This window comes from Actinomyces stomatis, from assembly GCF_031292835.1.
Taxonomy (GTDB): Bacteria; Actinomycetota; Actinomycetes; order Actinomycetales; family Actinomycetaceae; genus Actinomyces; species Actinomyces stomatis.
This window is the reverse complement of the sequence record NZ_JASPEP010000005.1, coordinates 1-15,743: the sequence shown is the minus strand read 5'-3', so window position 1 is coordinate 15,743 and position 15,743 is coordinate 1. Positions and strand designations below refer to the sequence as shown.

The 15,743-nt window shown below is 68.8% G+C and carries 15 protein-coding genes; 5 read left to right on the top strand and 10 right to left on the bottom strand.

The genetic code is table 11. The features are described 5' to 3' along the window. Nucleotides 1-66: 66 nt before the first annotated feature. Nucleotides 67-354 carry a YbdD/YjiX family protein gene (locus tag RIV12_RS04635; RefSeq protein ID WP_309322501.1) on the bottom strand — a complete coding sequence of 96 codons (288 nt, stop codon included), beginning with the start codon at nucleotides 352-354 and terminating at the stop codon, nucleotides 67-69. Then, nucleotides 351-2,741, bottom strand: a complete 2,391-nt coding sequence (locus tag RIV12_RS04630) for a carbon starvation CstA family protein (RefSeq protein ID WP_309322499.1) — start codon at nucleotides 2,739-2,741, stop codon at nucleotides 351-353. Before RIV12_RS04630 ends, RIV12_RS04635 begins: the two co-directional genes overlap by 4 nt. A 263-nt stretch (nucleotides 2,742-3,004) precedes the next feature. Here RIV12_RS04630 and RIV12_RS04625 point away from each other — a divergent pair, with 263 nt between their 5' ends. Further along, nucleotides 3,005-4,588: an aspartate:alanine exchanger family transporter gene (locus tag RIV12_RS04625; protein WP_309322497.1), complete on the top strand. Its 1,584-nt coding sequence runs from the start codon at nucleotides 3,005-3,007 to the stop codon at nucleotides 4,586-4,588. A gap of 260 nt (nucleotides 4,589-4,848) precedes the next feature. Here RIV12_RS04625 and RIV12_RS04620 read toward each other — a convergent pair whose 3' ends face one another. Then, nucleotides 4,849-5,277 (bottom strand): carboxymuconolactone decarboxylase family protein, encoded by a 429-nt coding sequence (locus RIV12_RS04620; RefSeq protein WP_309322495.1) that lies wholly within the window; start codon nucleotides 5,275-5,277, stop codon nucleotides 4,849-4,851. Beyond that, nucleotides 5,274-5,804, bottom strand: a complete 531-nt coding sequence (locus RIV12_RS04615) for a MerR family transcriptional regulator (protein ID WP_309322493.1) — start codon at nucleotides 5,802-5,804, stop codon at nucleotides 5,274-5,276. Before RIV12_RS04615 ends, RIV12_RS04620 begins: the two co-directional genes overlap by 4 nt. A gap of 88 nt (nucleotides 5,805-5,892) precedes the next feature. Between RIV12_RS04615 and RIV12_RS04610 the strand changes: the two genes are divergently transcribed. Continuing rightward, complete coding sequence (locus RIV12_RS04610) at nucleotides 5,893-6,192, top strand: thiamine-binding protein (RefSeq protein ID WP_075417904.1); 300 nt, start codon at nucleotides 5,893-5,895, stop codon at nucleotides 6,190-6,192. A 108-nt stretch (nucleotides 6,193-6,300) separates the two neighbouring features. Here RIV12_RS04610 and RIV12_RS04605 read toward each other — a convergent pair whose 3' ends face one another. Next, nucleotides 6,301-7,167 (bottom strand): NmrA family NAD(P)-binding protein, encoded by an 867-nt coding sequence (locus RIV12_RS04605; RefSeq protein WP_309322491.1) that lies wholly within the window; start codon nucleotides 7,165-7,167, stop codon nucleotides 6,301-6,303. A gap of 65 nt (nucleotides 7,168-7,232) precedes the next feature. Here RIV12_RS04605 and RIV12_RS04600 point away from each other — a divergent pair, with 65 nt between their 5' ends. After that, nucleotides 7,233-7,580: a winged helix-turn-helix transcriptional regulator gene (locus tag RIV12_RS04600; protein ID WP_309322489.1), complete on the top strand. Its 348-nt coding sequence runs from the start codon at nucleotides 7,233-7,235 to the stop codon at nucleotides 7,578-7,580. 124 nt (nucleotides 7,581-7,704) lie between these two features. Here RIV12_RS04600 and mtnN read toward each other — a convergent pair whose 3' ends face one another. From mtnN to RIV12_RS04585, 3 genes are all read right to left on the bottom strand, one after another. Next, nucleotides 7,705-8,448 (bottom strand): 5'-methylthioadenosine/S-adenosylhomocysteine nucleosidase, encoded by a 744-nt coding sequence (mtnN, locus tag RIV12_RS04595; RefSeq protein WP_309322487.1) that lies wholly within the window; start codon nucleotides 8,446-8,448, stop codon nucleotides 7,705-7,707. Between the two features lie 211 nt (nucleotides 8,449-8,659). After that, a complete protein-coding gene (locus tag RIV12_RS04590) occupies nucleotides 8,660-9,760 on the bottom strand; it encodes a hypothetical protein (RefSeq protein WP_309322485.1) in 1,101 nt (366 codons plus the stop codon). Nucleotides 9,761-10,115: 355 nt separating this feature from the next. Further along, nucleotides 10,116-10,739: a TetR/AcrR family transcriptional regulator gene (locus RIV12_RS04585; RefSeq protein ID WP_309322484.1), complete on the bottom strand. Its 624-nt coding sequence runs from the start codon at nucleotides 10,737-10,739 to the stop codon at nucleotides 10,116-10,118. Between the two features lie 129 nt (nucleotides 10,740-10,868). On the opposite strand from RIV12_RS04585, the gene RIV12_RS04580 reads away from it, so the two are divergent. Then, on the top strand, nucleotides 10,869-13,208 hold the full coding sequence (locus RIV12_RS04580) for an MMPL family transporter (RefSeq protein ID WP_309322482.1): 2,340 nt from the start codon (nucleotides 10,869-10,871) through the stop codon (nucleotides 13,206-13,208). Between the two features lie 243 nt (nucleotides 13,209-13,451). Here RIV12_RS04580 and RIV12_RS04575 read toward each other — a convergent pair whose 3' ends face one another. Both RIV12_RS04575 and RIV12_RS04570 read right to left on the bottom strand, forming a co-directional pair. Then, nucleotides 13,452-14,420, bottom strand: a complete 969-nt coding sequence (locus tag RIV12_RS04575; protein ID WP_075417898.1) for an AlbA family DNA-binding domain-containing protein — start codon at nucleotides 14,418-14,420, stop codon at nucleotides 13,452-13,454. Nucleotides 14,421-14,814: 394 nt separating this feature from the next. After that, nucleotides 14,815-15,297, bottom strand: coding sequence for an S-ribosylhomocysteine lyase (locus tag RIV12_RS04570; protein WP_075417897.1), 483 nt, complete (start codon nucleotides 15,295-15,297; stop codon nucleotides 14,815-14,817). 40 nt (nucleotides 15,298-15,337) lie between these two features. On the opposite strand from RIV12_RS04570, the gene RIV12_RS04565 reads away from it, so the two are divergent. Further along, a partial coding sequence (locus tag RIV12_RS04565; RefSeq protein WP_309322480.1) for an alpha/beta hydrolase occupies nucleotides 15,338-15,743 on the top strand: 406 nt, incomplete at its 3' end.

Here is a 15,743-nt window from a genome sequence, read left to right as displayed (position 1 = left end):
CCGCCCTCCGGGAACCCCGGAAGGCGGGCGGTAACGATCGGAGCACAGGGGCGAGTTCCCCGGGACTCAGCAGCAGCTGGCGTTGATCTCCGTCTCAGCCTGCTTGGCCCGGGCGCGCCAGAACTCGCGCTCACTCATGGGGCCGTGCCCAGAACCGTGCTCGGAGCCGTGGGCGCCCCCGTGCCCGTTGGGGCACTGCGCGTGCTCGCGGGCGTAGCGCTCCAGGTAGCGGTCATAGGCGGACTCCCCGGTCATGTCCCGCCACAGGGTGCGGGCCCGGGTCAGGACCTGGTGCACCCGACGTCGGGCGCTCACCCGATCCGCCGGCTGCGGTGTCGGAGGAGTAGCCGTCATGACTTCTCCGCGTGGGCCTTGTGGGGGATGAGGGCCGGGTCGCCCACCTGCTCGTACTCCCGGGAGACCTTCTTCATGAGCGAGGAGGCGATCATCGTCTCAGGCGCGTAGAAGTTGGACTCCTGGTACGGGTCCTCCGACGTCGTCGTGTCCCGGTTGCGGATCGTCTGGACGATGCGGATGAGGGCGCAGACCATGACGAAGGCGACCATGACCAGGAAGACGATCGACAACGTCCCCTGAATCATCGTGTTGCGCACGATCGCCTTGGTCTCCTCGATCTTGGCCGGGTCGGAGAGCGTGCCCAGCTTGGCGACGGCCTCGCGATGCTGCTGGAAGTAGCCCACGAGCGGATCGGTGGAGAAGATCTTCTGCCACGAGGCCGTGAAGGTGACGGCCGTGTCGAAGACCAGCGGGATCGCGGGGATCCACACCCACTTCGTGTAGCCCTTGCGCACCACCATGACGGTGACCACCAGCAGGGCCACGGCGGCGATGAGCTGGTTGGCGATGCCGAACAGCGGGTAGAGCGTCTGGATGCCGCCGCGCGGGTCGGTGACCCCCATGAGGAGCAGAGCCCCCCAGGAGGCGACGACGACCGCCGTGGTCCCCCAGGCGCCCACGTGCCAGGACGGGTCCTTGAACTTGGGGAAGGCGTTGCCCAGCGCGTCGGAGAGCTGGAAACGGGCCACGCGGGTGACGGCGTCGACGGCCGAGAGGATGAACAGGGCCTCGAACATGATGGCGAAGTGGTACCAGAAGCCCATCATGGCCCGGCCCCCGCCGATCTGGTGGAGGATGTGGGCGATGCCCACCGACAGGGTGGGGGCGCCGCCGGTGCGCGAGACGACGTTGGGCTCGCCGACGTCGCTGGCCAGGCGCTCCAGGGCCTCGGCGCCCGTGTAGGTCTTGGGGGTGCCGTTGTCATCCCAGGAGTCCCACTCGGGGGTGAGCTTGCGGCCCTGGGCGTCGGTGACGCCGAGCTTGGCGACGGCGGCCTCGGCGAGCTTCTCGCAGTGGTGCTCCGGGTCGTCGGTGGTCTTGCAGGGGGCGGCGGCCACCGTCTCGGGGCCGGCGAGCTTGTTCATGGTCGCCGTCGAGGTGTTCATGGAGAAGTAGATGCCCGGGCTCAACGAGACCGCGGCCGCCAGCGCCATGATGGCCACGAAGGACTCCATGAGCATGCCGCCGTAGCCGATCATGCGGACCTGGGTCTCCTTCTCCACCATCTTGGGGCTGGTGCCCGAGGAGACCATGGCGTGCATGCCGGACAGGGCGCCGCAGGCGATGGTGATGAACAGGAAGGGGAAGAGGGTGCCGGCGAAGACGGGGCCCGCGGTGTTGAAGGCGAACTCCGTGACGGCGGCCATCTCCACCAGGGGGCGCACGATGATGATGCCCAGGGCCAGGATCGTGATGGTGCCGACCTTCATGAAGGTCGACAGGTAGTCACGCGGGGTGAGCAGGACCCACACCGGCAGGACCGCGGCCAGGAAGCCGTAGATGATCATGGCCCACACCAGGGTGGTGGGGGACAGGTGCAGGTAGTGGCCGAAGGAGGACTCGGCCACCCAGCGCCCGCCGATGATGACGGCGATGAGCAGGCCGAAGCCGACGAAGGAGACCTGGGTGATCTTGCCGGGCTGGACGAAGCGCAGCCACAGGCCCATCCCGATGGCGATCGGGATGGTCATGCCCACCGAGAAGACGCCCCACGGGGAGGCGGCCAGGGCGTTGACGCAGACCATGGCCAGGACCGCCAGGACGATCATGAGCATGACGAAGACGACGATGGTCGCCACGATGCCGCCGATCTTGCCGATCTCGTCAGTGGCCATCTGGCCCAGGGAGCGGCCGCCGCGGCGCATGGAGAAGAACAGGACGAGCATGTCCTGGACCGCGCCGGCCACGAGGACGCCGATGATGATCCACAGGGTGCCGGGCAGGTAGCCCATCTGGGCGGCCAGGACCGGGCCGACCAGCGGGCCGGCGCCGGCGATGGCCGCGAAGTGGTGGCCGTAGAGGACGACACGGTGGGTGGGGTCGAAGTCGCGCCCGTTGTTGATGCGCTCGGCCGGGGTGGCGTTGGTGTCGTCGGGGCGCATGATGCGCCGCTGGATGTAGAGGGCGTAGAAGCGGTACCCGATCGCGTAGGTGCATACGGCGGTGACCACGAACCAGATGGTGTTGACGTGCTCGCCGCGCACGACCGCCAGCATCCACCACCCCAGGACACCCAGGGCGGTGATGACCACCCATGTGGCGATTCGTGCGGGTGTCCATCGATTATCAGGACGTATGCCGACGGGGACGCCGTCGGCGTTGCGGATGATCCGTTTCTCCTCCTCCTGTGAGTAGGTGGGTAAGGAGGCTTCTTTCTGGGGCATCGGGATTCCGTTCTCGTCGTCGAGAAAAGGTGTGACGTCATCGTCTCCGGTGACTCCTCCAGGGTATTCCTCCTGGTGGCGGAAGGGAAGTAACGGTGAGTCCGGTGGCGGGGTGCATGTCTTTCACCCCCGACATCAATGCCATTTATCCCACCTATTGAATACTACTTCTAGTGGCCGCTATCCGGCGTCACACATGACGTTCCCGGGCCTCGCCGGGAACAACGTGCAGTGAGCTCTGGGCGTACGGCTACCCTGGCGTCGTGTCCGTGCTCCATCCCGTTCTCGACGTCCTTGCGCAGGCGCCGATCCTCACCGTCTTCCTCGTCATCGGCCTGGGGACCGCCGTCGGGCAGATCCCACTGGGACCGATCCGCTTCGGCGCCGCCGGGGCGCTCTTCATGGGCCTCGCGGTGGGTGCCCTCGACCCCCGGCTCGGCGCCGACCTCACCCTGCTGCGCAGCCTCGGCCTGGCCCTGTTCTGCTACACCGTGGGCCTGGCCGCCGGCAACACCTTCTTCCGCGACCTGCGCAGGCAGCTGCCGCTCATGGCTCTGTGCGTCGTCGCGCTCGTGATCGCCGGCGGAGCGGGCGGCCTCTACTCCCACCTGGCCGGCGTGAGCCCTGCGATGGACTCCGGCGCCTACGCGGGCGCCCTCACCTCGCCGGTGCTCGACGCCGCCATCGAGGCGGCCGGCACCCAGGAGCCCGCCGTCGGCTACGCCCTGGCCTACCCCGTGGGCGTGGCCGTCGCCATCCTCATCGTGTCCGGAGTCGTGGGACGCTCCTGGCCCGGGCGACGCGACCCGCGGCCCGCCAGCGCCGACGGCATCACCGCCACCAGCGTCTACCTCCTCCAGCGGGTGGCGCTCGGCGAGATGAAGGCCTTCAAGGAGGGGAGCATCCGCATCTCCTACCTGGAGCGCGACGGCGAGACCCGGGTCGTGGCCCCCGGTGAGGAGCTGCTGCCCGGCGACAAGGTCGTCATCGTCGGGGCGCCGGCCGCCGTCGAGTCCGCCATGCACGACCTGGGCACCGGGCTCCACAACTGCCTGGCCAAGGACCGCACCGCCGTCGACTTCCGGCGCCTGACCGTCTCCTCGACACGGGTGGCCGGTCGCACCATCGCCGAGGTGGACATGCCCGGGCGCTTCCAGGGCGTCATCACCCGCGTCAAGCGCGGCGACCTCGACCTGCTGGCCCGCGAGGACCTCGTCCTGGAGCTCGGCGACCGGGTGCTGGCGGTCGTCCCCAGCGACGAGCTGGAGAAGGCCGCCGACTGGTTCGGCGACTCCGAGCGCTCCATCGCTCAGATCGACGCCTTCTCCGTCGGGGCCGGTATGGCGCTCGGCGTGCTCCTGGGGCTGGTGGCGATCCCGCTTCCCGGAGGCATCACCCTGCGGCTCGGGGTGGCGGCCGGGCCGCTCGTCGTCGGCATGGTCCTGGGGAGGGTGGGGCGCACCGGGCCCTTCGTGTGGGGACTGCCGCACGCCGCCAACTCCACCATTCGCCAGCTGGGGCTGCTGTTCTTCCTGGCCGCGATCGGGCTGGCCTCCGGGCCGGACTTCGCGGCCTCGGCCTTCTCGATGACGGGGCTCAAGGTGGGGGTGCTCGCCGCGCTCGTCGTGGCGGTCAGCGCCATCGTCCTGCTGACCGGGGCGCGGTGGGCGGGGGTCTCCGCGCAGCGCGCCTCCGGCGGCCTGGCCGGACTCGTCGGGCAGCCCGCGATCCTGGCCTTCGCCCTGTCCAAACGCGATGACGAGCGCATCGAGGCCGGCTACGCGACCCTGTTCGCCCTGGCCATCGTCGTCAAGATCGTCATGGTCCAGGTCCTCGTGGCGCTGTAAGGGGTGACCTGACGGCGGTGGGCGGGGGAGTGCCTCCGGGGCCGCCGGATCCGGGCCGAGTGAGCCCAGAGGTGTCCACATCGGTGACAAAGGAACCTGCAGCCCGATCAGGCCGTCAACAGAACCGCGGAATCATGCGGTTTCTTCGCGGCGATGTGCACCCGGAGCCCGCCTTTGTCACCGATGTGGACACGCTGCCTCATTTTGAGCCCCGCGCTGCGACCTGCTGAGGCCGCCGCGATACGAGCCGATGTGGACGATCAGTCGGTGGCGTCGCGTTCGGCGAAGACCTCGCGTGCCACGAAGGTCGCGTTGAGCGCCCGCGGGAAACCGGCGTAGACCGAGGCGTGCAGGATCGCCTCGATGATCTCCTCGCGGGTCAGCCCCACGTTGAGGGCAGCCCCGATGTGGATCCTCAGCTGCGGCTCGCAGCCGCCCAGGGCCGTGAGCACGCCGATCGTGACGAGCTGGCGGCTGCGCGGGTCGAGCCCGGGGCGGGCGTAGACGTCCCCGAAACCGAAGGCCGCGATGTGGTGGCCGAGCGCCGGGCTGATGTCCGCCAGCGATTCGATGACGGCCTGGGCCGCCTCACCGTCGACCGAGCGGGCGACCTCCAGGCCGCGCTCGCGCCGGGCCAGGTTCTCGGGGCTGCTGACGTCGTGCTGGGGGTGAGAGGTTTCAGCGGTCATGAGGGGTTCTCCTTGTCAGTCTCGGAAGTGTCGATGTTGTCCGTGGCGGCCTGCCCCTCCAGCTCCCGCGTGTAGGCGGCGATCTTGTAGTCGGTGGCGGCCAGCGCGAGCCGGAGCTCGTCGATGCGGGTGCGCAGGCCGTAGCGGTGCTCGGTGAGCAGGGACAGGCGCTCGGGCACCGTGTCCCGGCCGGCCTCGACCATGTCGACATAGCGCCGCAGATCGCGGATCGGCATGCCCGAGGCCCGCATCCGGGTGAGGAATACCAGACGCCGTACGCCGGCGGCGTCGTAACGACGATGTCCCGAGGCGTCACGGTCCACCCGCACGAGTCCGATCCGCTCGTAGTAGCGCAGCGTGTGGGCGCTGACCCCCAGGCGATCGGCAGTGGTCGCAATGTCCCATCCGGCTGCACCAGGCCCGGTTGCCGGCCCGACGTTGTCACTGGGTGGGACGGAGTCGAGGCGGAGCGCCTCGCGGAGCCGGACGTTGTCGGGCTCGCTGCGTGAAGCGGTCGAGCTGGTCATGACGCAGACCGTAGGACTTCGAGTGCGCTCAAAGGCAAGAACGGACAGAGCGGCGGCCCGGATGGTGCCGCGAGGCTAGCCTGGCCGCATGCTCATCGCCTTCTCCGTGTCCCCGACCACCACTGACGCCCCTGACGGATCGGTCTCGGAGGCGGTGGCCCGAGCCGTGCGTGTAGTGCGCGATTCGGGGCTGCCCCATGAGACGACGTCGATGTTCACCACGGTCGAGGGGGAGTGGGACGAGTGCATGGACGTGGTCAAGCGGGCCTGCGAGGCGGTCGCTGAGGTGAGCCCGCGCGTGGCGCTCGTCCTCAAGGCCGACATCCGTCCCGGTTGGACCGACCAGATGACCGCGAAGGTCGAACGCGTCGAGGCCCGCCTGCGCTAGGCCGACTGAGTGGCGTCCGGCAAACCGACCAAAACTTCATAAACGACGGGGCTCCGGGTCATCTATGAAGAAGAGGTTGGTCTGTGAAGAAAATGTCGGTGAGTCCGGTTATGAGACCGCCAGGTCCTCAAGCCATTGCTCGATCGGGCGCGGCCGGAGTCCCAGGAGCCCCTGGGCGCTGCTGTCCTCGGCGATGGTGTTGCCGTCCTGCGCGTTGAGCGCCCGGTAGAGGTCAACGACCGGCGCCGCGGCCGGCCCGAAGAGCGGTGTGATGAGCTCGCCGAAGGTTTCGGGCGTGATGACCTCGAAACGGACCTCGCGGCCCAAGCGGCTGGAGAAGGCCGTGGCCAGATCCGGTCCCGTCAGTCCGGGCAGGTGGCCGACGCCGACTGTGCCCGTGGTGGGGGAGTCGTCCGTGAGCAGGCGGGCGACGACCTCGGCCACATCCAGGTGCGAGCTCCAGGAGACCTGGAACGACGCCGAAAGCGGGTAGCGCAGCACGCCCTCCTCGAGCACGGGGCCCAGGACGACCGGCAGGAGCAGGTTCTCCAGGTAGAGGCGCGGGGCGACCACGGCCGTGGGGACGCCGCTGCCGGTCACGCCGTCGATGAGCGTCATGATGGGGCTGTCCGCGGGCGCCTGCAGCGGTGAGTCCGGCTGGTCGACGATCTGCCCGCTGGTGGAGATGACGACGCGGCCGGGGCGGGCCCGGGTGATCGCCTCGACGACGGCCCGGGCCTGGGCGGCCACCGCCTCGGCTGCGCCCATGGGCAGGTGGACGAAGACGCCGTCGGCGCCCTCATAGGCGGCGGCGAGGGAGTCCGCTGAGGCCAGGTCGACCTGCCGGGCGGCGATGCCGGCGGGGACTGCCTCAGGGTGCCGGACCGCAGCGATGGCAGTGCGCCCGGCGGAGGTCAGAGCGGATAGGACGGGAGAGCCTTGAGCGCCTGAGGCGCCGTGAACGATGTTAGCCATAACTCCATTAGTGCATACGAAACACCAGTTACGTCAACTGCACTATTGGGGTAGGTTTCGATGTCATGAGTGAGGTCGATCTTCCCGAGTGCGGGGTGGCGAGGTTCCTGCTGCTGTTCGACGGGCCGTGGGCGACGCTCATCGTGCGCGAGCTCATGCACGGCCCGCAGCGTTTCGGGGAGCTGCGCGACGCCCTGCCGGGGATCAGCGCGCACACGCTGACCAACCGGCTGCGGATGTTCGAGTCGCGTGGGATCGTCACCCGACACGCCTACCCCGAGGTGCCGCCCCGCGTGGTCTACGAGCTCACCGACCTGGGCAGGAGCCTGCGGCCGGTGCTCGATGCGATGTATGAGTGGGGCATCAGCTGCCCGACGTCGGCCTTCACGCCGCAGTCCGACTCGTGCCGGTGAGGCTCGCTTGCGCCAGGCCGACTAAACCGACCAAAACTTCATAAACGACGCGGCTCCGGGTCTTTTCTGAAGAAAAGGTCGATCTGTGAAGAAAATGTCGGTGAGGCTCGGGGCCGTCAGTGGATCAGCCGAGCAGAGCCAGGACGACCGCGGCACTACGGGCGGCGGCCTCCTCAGCGGCGATGTGGAAGTCCTGGCCCGCCTCGGGGCCGCACAGGTCGGACACGCCGCGCACCGAGACGAAGGGGACGCCGGCGCTCGCCGCTACCTGCGCCAGCGCCGTCGACTCCATGTCCGTGCTCAATGCCGCAGGGAAGACCTCGCGGGTGTCGGCCACGTTCGCGGCCGTCACAAAGGAGTTGCCAGCCAGCATCTGACCGACGCGCAGCCGCGCCGAGCCCGACGACGCCGTGGCGCCGCGCACGGCCTGCGGGCCCACCTGCTCCAGGCGCTCCAGCAGGGCCGGGTCCCCGGTGAAGGTCTCTGGCTGGCCCGGGGTCTGGCCGCGGGCGTAGCCGAAAGCGGTGGCGTCGGCATCGGTGTAGGCCAGGCTCGCTGAGGCGCACACGTCGCCGACCTCGACCTGTCGGCCGAGCCCACCGGTGGTCCCCGCCGAGACGACGGCGCCGGGGTGGACCTGAGCCAGGACCGTCGCCAGCGCGCTCGCGGCCGCCACAAGCCCGATACCGCTGCGCATGAGGATGAGCTCGCGCTCGTCGTCGGGGAGCTGAAGGGACCAGGCGCGCGCGGAGCCCGGCAGGGTCGGCGCCTGGGCTGCCGCGCGCTCGGGCAGGGCGTCCAGGAAGGGCTGGGCCTCCTCAGCCATGGCGCAGGAGACGATGACGGGCGCGGCACTGGTGCGACTCACACGCTGAGCCTACAGAGGGTGCCCGAGCCCTGAAAGTGTCCAGATGGGACGGCTTTGACGGTTGATCGAATCCGGTATCTGTGAGTAACAGGGTGATGACCTGGGCCTTTGTAAACCGTGGTGCGGCTGCTGTGATTCAAAGTCGTCCCGTACGGACAGATTCGCCGTATGGCAGCTCTGTCGAGGTCATGCCCCTGAGGACATGCTGTGTTCATACGTCCATGGGCCAGGAGTCGGAACGTCTGACTCCTGGGGCGGACGGATGCGGCAGACTGCGTCCGCCAATGATCCATGTGGCGACTTTCCCAGTTTGTCTGCCGTTTCCGTCCTGCTTGGAACCTATGGGGTTGAGGGCGCCATCGCCCCACCTGGAGTGGATGACCGGGATGATCCCCATGCGCATGGCGACGGGGGCGACAATCTCGACCGTGCTGTGCTGGAGGACCTGTCGGCTGGTCAGATGCAATGGGATGTGGCTTGCGCTGATCGCGGCCTGGTCGCGCAGGTGGTCGCGCTCCCAGTCGAGACGGGAGGAGTGGAAGGCGTAGCCGTCCGCCTCAATGAGAAGCGCTGGGTGGCTGCCTGCTCGAAGCGCCGTGGTGTCGGGCGTGAGGCCGGAGACGAGGTCTTGTGGGTGAGCTGTCAGCACTAGGTCCACTTCTCCGACGCCGGGGACGGACACTGCTGTCGCTGGCCGGTATCCGGCCTCTTCCAGTTCGTAACGCGCGATCGTCTCCAGGAGAGAGCGAGCATCGGAATGCGAGCGCGACACAAGCGTACGGGTGCGGCGGTTTCGCGGACCCTGTAGGAGGCTCTCGAGCTGAGGGCGGGTAGTCAGACCAAGTCGAAAGGCTGCATCGAGTGCGATGAGTGCATCAAGCTCATCCGCGCAACGCAGGTAACAGATGAGTGCCTGTTCCACGGGTGCCACCGGTGCCGCATCTGCGGCGGGGAGAATGAGGCCGCTCAACCGATGGGTGACGACGCGCCCGATTGCGTCCGGTATGTGACCCTGGTTGCAGGGGATGGCGATGTGCAACGTTGTGGGCGCTGATTGCAGTGGCAGGCCGTAGTGCTGCATCGCATGGGCGCAGGTGATAACACCCCTGATGCGTCGGCAGAGGATGAAACGAGGGTCGGCACTCTTCAGCGCGACCACGCGGTTCGGGTGAAGATTGATGAGCCCATCGGCGGCGGCTCGGGTGGCAAGACGCCGTTCGGTCCGCGTGCTGCACAGCGTGCTCAGGCGCGCTGCTCCCTGGTGAGCGGCGAGACGCGCCAGCAGCTCCTCGATTCTGGATGACTTATCCATACGTAAATGATGTCAAACATCATCAAAGTGTGTCTCGCTGGAGTGGGTGCTTGTGGATTGAGGTGTGTCCGTTTTGTCCAGATGGGACGGCTTTGACGGTTGATCGAATCTGGTATCTGTGAGTAACAGGGTGATGACCTGGGCCTTTGTAAACCGTGGTGCGGCTGCTGTGATTCAAAGTCGTCCCGTACGGACAGATTCGCCGCATGGTGGCTCTGTTGGGGCGCTGTAGAGAGCGTGCAGTGGGGGTCGGCTGGTAGCTGTGGCCTTCTGCCGCCGGGGATGGTGTCGATGTGCACCTTGTGAGGGGGCGGGATCTGGCTTCGACGGGAGGCGGGCTCTGGTGCGGAGCGACTCAGGCGTCGTCAGCGTTCGTCGGCGTGCTCAGCCCGATGATGACCGCCTCGATGAGGTCGCGCAGCCTGCTGCCGTCGATGCTCTCGGTGATCGAGTCCATGAAGAGCAGGCTGACGAGATCAGCCAGGCTTGCCGTGGGGACGGTGGGGCGGCGTCCCATGCGGATGAGCACCTTCTCGACCGTCCCGGACAGTCTGGCGGTGAAGTCGGCGCGAGCCGTCCCGGGGATCTTCGGGCTGTCGGGGTTGCGCAGCTGGAAGAGGGAGTACTCCGTGGTCAGTAGGTAGATGGTGCGGGCCTCGGGGCGGATGGCCTCGAGCAGCTCCATGAGCGAGTCCATTGTGGGAGCGCCCTCGAAGGAGTCGATGGCCTGCGTGACCCGTGACAGCAAGGTGTTGGAGCGCGTGACGATGGCCTCGGTCAGGATGTCCTGGAGCGAGGAGTAGTTGGAGTAGAAGGCGCCCCGGGTGAAGCCGACCTGCTTGACGACGTCGTCAATACGAGTGCTGGCGATGCCCTTGGAGGCGATGATGTCCGCAGCCGCCTCGATGAGACGGGCGCGGGTGTTCTCCCGCTTGCGCAGTGTGCGCTCGGCGGCTGGCGGGTCGGTGCTCGGTGTCATGAGACCGCCCACCTTACCGGCGCTGTGGGGGTGCGAGGAGTCACAACGTCCTGGGTTTCAATACATACATGTATCCAGTACGTTTGCGTATCGAATTCGATCATCTCCGTACCTTCTGAAAGGGCTGCCATGTCCAACTTCCTCCTATCCCTGGGGCGATGGTGCGCTCGTCACGCCACCCGGGTCCTCGCCGCCTGGGCGCTGCTCATCGCTGCCCTCGGTGGCGTCGTCGCCACCACCGGTATCCAGCTCGACGACACCTTCACCATCTCCGGTACCGAGTCGATGCGGGGCCTGGAGGTCCTCTCCGACCGGCTTCCCCAAGCGGCCGGCACGAGCGAGCAGGTCCTCATCACCAGCTCCAACGGCCGCATCGAGAACCACGCCCCGGCCGTCAACGCCTTCGCCCTTCGGGCCTCGCAGATCGACGGCGTCGCCACGGTCTCCCCGCCCTTCGGGGACAAGGCCACCGGGGTGGCGTCGACCGTTTCCGCCGACGGCACCCACGTGCTCGTCCAGGTGCAGGCGGACGCCTCGGTCGGCTCCATCACCACCGGAACCACGCCGAAGGCCAAGACCGTCGCCCAAGACCTCGATACCCTCGCCGAGCGCACCGAGGCCATGGACTCGTCTCTGACGGTCCAGCGCAGCGGCAACATCGACCAGGAGGTGGGGATCGGTATCTCCGCCGTTGAGCTCGTCGGCGTCGCCATCGCCGCGATCGTCCTGCTCATCTCCTTCGGTTCCCTCGTGGCTGCGGGCACCCCGCTCATCGCCGCTGCCGTCGGTGTGGGAACCGGCATGCTCGGCATCCTCGCGGCGGCGAGCATCACCGACATCAACTCCACCACCCCGGTCCTGGCCGTCATGATCGGACTGGCGGTCGGCATCGACTACGCACTGTTCATCGTCTCGCGGGCGCGTGAGTACCTCGCCGACGGCGTCGAGCCGGCCGAGGCCGCAGGGCGGGCCACCGCCACCTCCGGAGGGGCCGTCGTCTTCGCCGGTACCACGGTCATCGTGGCCCTGTGCGGTTTGAGCGTGGCCGGCATCAGGTTCCTGACCACGATGGGACTGGCCTCGGCGGCGGTCGTGGCGGTGGCCGTGCTCGTGGCCCTGACGGTCGTCCCGGCTCTCATCGGCATCCTCGGGAAGCGTCTGCTCCCGCGCCGCGGCAAGGTCGCTGCCAGCGGCGTGGACGCGGACCGGAGGCCGGCGTCCCGCTGGGCGCGCGCAGTGACCCGCCGCCCCTGGATGACCATCGGCGCCGTCGTCGTCCTCCTGGGACTGTGCGCCGTCCCCGCCAGCGGCCTGCGCCTGGCCCTGACCGACAACGGTTTTGCCGAGAAGGGGTCGCAGCAGCGCGAGACCTACGACGCCGTCGCCGTGGCCTACGGCGAGGGCTACAACTCCCCCATCGTCGTGATTGCCGACGTCTCTCAGCCCTCCGGTTCCGTCGCCGCGGTTCAGGGCCTGGCCCGTGACCTCTCCCAGCTCGACGGCGTTGAGGGAGTCTCCCTGGCCACCCCCAACGAGGACGGGACCCTCGCCTTCGTCCAGCTCCGTCCCGAGAAGTCGCAGGCCGACCCCGCCACGATGGAGCTCGTGCGTAACATCCGCTCCCACGCCGGCGACTATGAGAGCCGCTACGGGCTCGACAACGTCATGGTCACCGGCCAGACCGCCGTCGCGATCGACGTCGCCGAGGAGCTCAACGCCGCCCTCATCCCCTTCGGCATCGTGGTGGTGGGCCTCTCGCTCATCCTCCTCATGGTGGTCTTCCGCTCCGTCGCCGTTCCTGTGACCGCGACCCTCGGGTACCTACTGTCGCTGGGGGCGGGCATGGGCGCGGTGGGCGCCGTCTTCGGTTGGGGGTGGGCGGCCGACCTCCTGGCCGTCTCCAAGGTCGGCGCCGTCATCTCCTTCCTGCCGGTCATCGTCATGGGAGTCCTGTTCGGGCTGGCCATGGACTACCAGGTCTTCCTCGTCTCGCGCATGCGCGAGGAGTGGAGCCGGCGGCGCGGTGACGCGACTTCCGTGACGCCTGCGGCTCGTCGTGAGGCGGCCGCGGCGGCGGTCGAGACCGGATTCCTGGGCAGTGCGAAAGTCGTGGTGGCGGCGGCCGTCATCATGGTCGGCGTCTTCATGGCCTTCGTTCACACCGACAACGTTTACGTCAAGCCCATCGCCCTCGGTCTGACCGTCGGGATCGCCGCCGATGCCTTCCTCGTGCGCATGACCCTCATTCCCGCGCTCATGGCGGCGCTGGGGGAGAAGGCTTGGTGGCTGCCGGCATGGCTGGACCGGCTGCTCCCTGTCGTCGACGTCGAAGGGGAGGGCCTGGAGCAGGCACTGGAGCAGAAGGAGGTCGACGCCGGCCAGTCGGCCCGACCGGAGACGGACTGCGCGGACAATCAGGCCGAGAACGCTGAGGATGCTGCGGATAAGGAGGCCGCTGTCGTGTCCTGAGTCCGGTGCTCGCGGTGGCCGGCGAGGGCGGGTCAGGCGGATTCCCGTCGGCCCGCCCTCACGGGTGGGGACATTCCGCGCGGCCGGGTGCGTGTCGTTCCGGGCGGGGGCGTTCGACGCCGTCGGGGACCGCAATCCCGTCCCCGAACGCGCAGGATGTCCCCGGCTGTGCGGATATGTCCCCGAACGCGCAGATTGTTCCCGCCTGTGCGGGTCGCCCCGCCGGGCCTGGCCTATGACGGCCTACTTGCCCGCAGCCTCGTCGTCCCGGGAACCCGTGGCGGCGGTGACGGCCGCGGCCGGGTTGATGGGCAGTGCCCTGCGCGACTGGTCGCGCCGCAGCAGGAAGTTCCCCAGCCGGATCGGCCAGGCCACGTGGTTGATCCGCGGCCAGCGCAGCATGACGTAGTCGACGGCGTCGTCCACCTCCAGGCGCCGCGTCGAGTTGCCGACCCGTACCCACAGCGCCGCCCCGTCGCGTCCCTTGGCCGGCTTGAGGTAGACCGGCAGTGGGGACGGGGGCGCGGTCACCCGGCACACCTCCGCGGTCCCATCCGGGGTCGGCGCGAAGTCCACCTGCGGCAGCGCAGCCGCGTTCGTGCCCATGCGTGTGCGCCACATGCCGCGCAGCCACAGCTCGAAGCGGTCGGCGTCGGGCTGTTTGAGGGTCGTGTAGTCGGGGCCGAGCCCGATGAGATTGCCGCCGTCATCGACACCGAGCAGGAGTGTGCCGCCCGCGGAGTTCATGAAGGCCGCCACCGTCTTGGCCACGACCTCCTCCATGGCCTCGTCGCGCTTGTCCGTGCGTAGGTTCCAACGCGCTGAGGACTTGAACTCCAGACGGTCGGACTCGCCCATCTGGGCCACCTCCGCGATCGGCAGCAGCGTGCGACGGTGCTGGACGCGCGCCAGCACCGCGGAGGTCGCCACCAGCACCACGACCGCCACGCCGCAGGAGGTCGCCAGCATCTTGATCGAGAACAGGTCGCCCTCGTCGAAGATCCATCCCGCCAGCAGCAGCCCCAGCCACAGGCCGACGAGCGCGATGAGTGTGGCCGCCGCATCCGACACAGCGACCCGCCCGCGCAGCAGGAACCGCGTCAGCCGCCCCACGAGGAAGGACAGCAGGAGCAGCAGCGGCTGGGCGATGACCCACCAGATGAGGACGGGGTTGGCGGGATTGGTGATGGTGACGGTATCGATGCTCTCCACGTGCGTCAGGTTCTCTTCGGGTCGGTGCCTCGCGGCGCGGGCACGGGGTGGGCGGGGGGTGGGCTGAGTGCGATTCAGGATGCGGTTGGTGCCGGTGCTGGACCGGGCCCGACGTCGGAGCCCGGTGACGGCGCACCGTCTCACCCCGTCACTCTGCCGGCCACGGTGTTGCCAGGATGTGAGGACTGGCCTCTCCTCGGCTTCTGCCCTCACCGGCGGGGACATTTCGCGTGGCCGGGTGCGTGTTGTTCCGGACGGGGGCATTCGACGCCTGCGGGGACTGCAATCCCGTCCCCGCAGGCGCGAAGTGCCCCCGGCTGGGAGCGAGTGTCCCCGCACGCGCGGGATGTCCCCGACCGCGAGTAAAAGTCCCCGGCCGGGAGAGGCGGATGCCTCAGGCCATGACCCGCGTCCACTCCTCGCGGGCGGCGAGGAAGCCGCGCACCGCCTCCTGGGCGGCGGCCAGCGAGTGGTTCGCCCCCCAGCCGCACTGGACCTCATTGGCCGCCGGCACCTCCTCGGCAGTGAGGATGTCGCGGAAGGTCGCCTCCAGAAGCGGCAGGAACTCCTCGGTCCCCACCCCCAGCATGAGGGCGTAGAAGCCGGTCTGGCAGCCCATGGGGGAGAAGTCGATGAGCCGGTCGGTGTGGTTACGCATGAGCTCGGCGCTCAGGTGCTCGATGGAGTGCACGGCCTCCATCTCCAGGTGCTCGCGGTTGGGCTGGCAGAACCGCACGTCGTACTTGACGAGCACGTCCCCGCCGGGCAGCTCCTTGCGGTCGGCCACGCGCACATACGGCGCGGCCACCTTCGTGTGGTCCAGGTTGAAGGACTCGACGTTCATCCTCGGCGTGCTCTGCTCGCTCGTCTCGCTCATGGGGTCAGCCTACGGGCCGGGGACGAGGCAGGATGGGGGCATGACTTCACTGGCGCGCATCGTCACGGGGCCCGACGGCGCCCCCACCCTGGTCCTGCTCCACGGCATCACCGGTTCCGCGGTCTCGCTGGCCGAGGCCATCGACCACTGGGCGGACCGCGGGTACCGGGTCGTCGCGGTCGACGCCCGCGGGCACGGCCTGTCCCCGCGGTGGACGCAGGCCCAGCTCGAGCGCGCCGGGGAGGTCCTCGTGGAGGACCTCATCGCCGTCCTGGAGGACCTGGAGGCCGCCTCGCGCGGACGGGACGCCCTGGGACTGTCGACGTCGCCCGCCCCGGTCGTCATCGGACACTCGATGGGCGCGGCCACCGCCATGGTGGCCGCCGGCCGCCGCCCGGACCTGGTCTCCGGCGTCGTCCTGGAGGACCCGGCCCGCTTCGGCACCC

Coding starts and splice junctions, on each gene's coding strand:
- RIV12_RS04635 (WP_309322501.1), bottom strand. CDS start 354: ATGACGGCTACTCCTCCGACACCGCAGCCGGCGGATCGGGTGAGCGCC.
- RIV12_RS04630 (WP_309322499.1), bottom strand. CDS start 2,741: ATGCCCCAGAAAGAAGCCTCCTTACCCACCTACTCACAGGAGGAGGAG.
- RIV12_RS04605 (WP_309322491.1), bottom strand. CDS start 7,167: ATGGCTAACATCGTTCACGGCGCCTCAGGCGCTCAAGGCTCTCCCGTC.
- RIV12_RS04620 (WP_309322495.1), bottom strand. CDS start 5,277: ATGACCGCTGAAACCTCTCACCCCCAGCACGACGTCAGCAGCCCCGAG.
- RIV12_RS04615 (WP_309322493.1), bottom strand. CDS start 5,804: ATGACCAGCTCGACCGCTTCACGCAGCGAGCCCGACAACGTCCGGCTC.
- RIV12_RS04580 (WP_309322482.1), top strand. CDS start 10,869: ATGTCCAACTTCCTCCTATCCCTGGGGCGATGGTGCGCTCGTCACGCC.
- RIV12_RS04590 (WP_309322485.1), bottom strand. CDS start 9,760: ATGGATAAGTCATCCAGAATCGAGGAGCTGCTGGCGCGTCTCGCCGCT.
- RIV12_RS04585 (WP_309322484.1), bottom strand. CDS start 10,739: ATGACACCGAGCACCGACCCGCCAGCCGCCGAGCGCACACTGCGCAAG.
- RIV12_RS04570 (WP_075417897.1), bottom strand. CDS start 15,297: ATGAGCGAGACGAGCGAGCAGAGCACGCCGAGGATGAACGTCGAGTCC.
- RIV12_RS04600 (WP_309322489.1), top strand. CDS start 7,233: ATGAGTGAGGTCGATCTTCCCGAGTGCGGGGTGGCGAGGTTCCTGCTG.
- RIV12_RS04610 (WP_075417904.1), top strand. CDS start 5,893: ATGCTCATCGCCTTCTCCGTGTCCCCGACCACCACTGACGCCCCTGAC.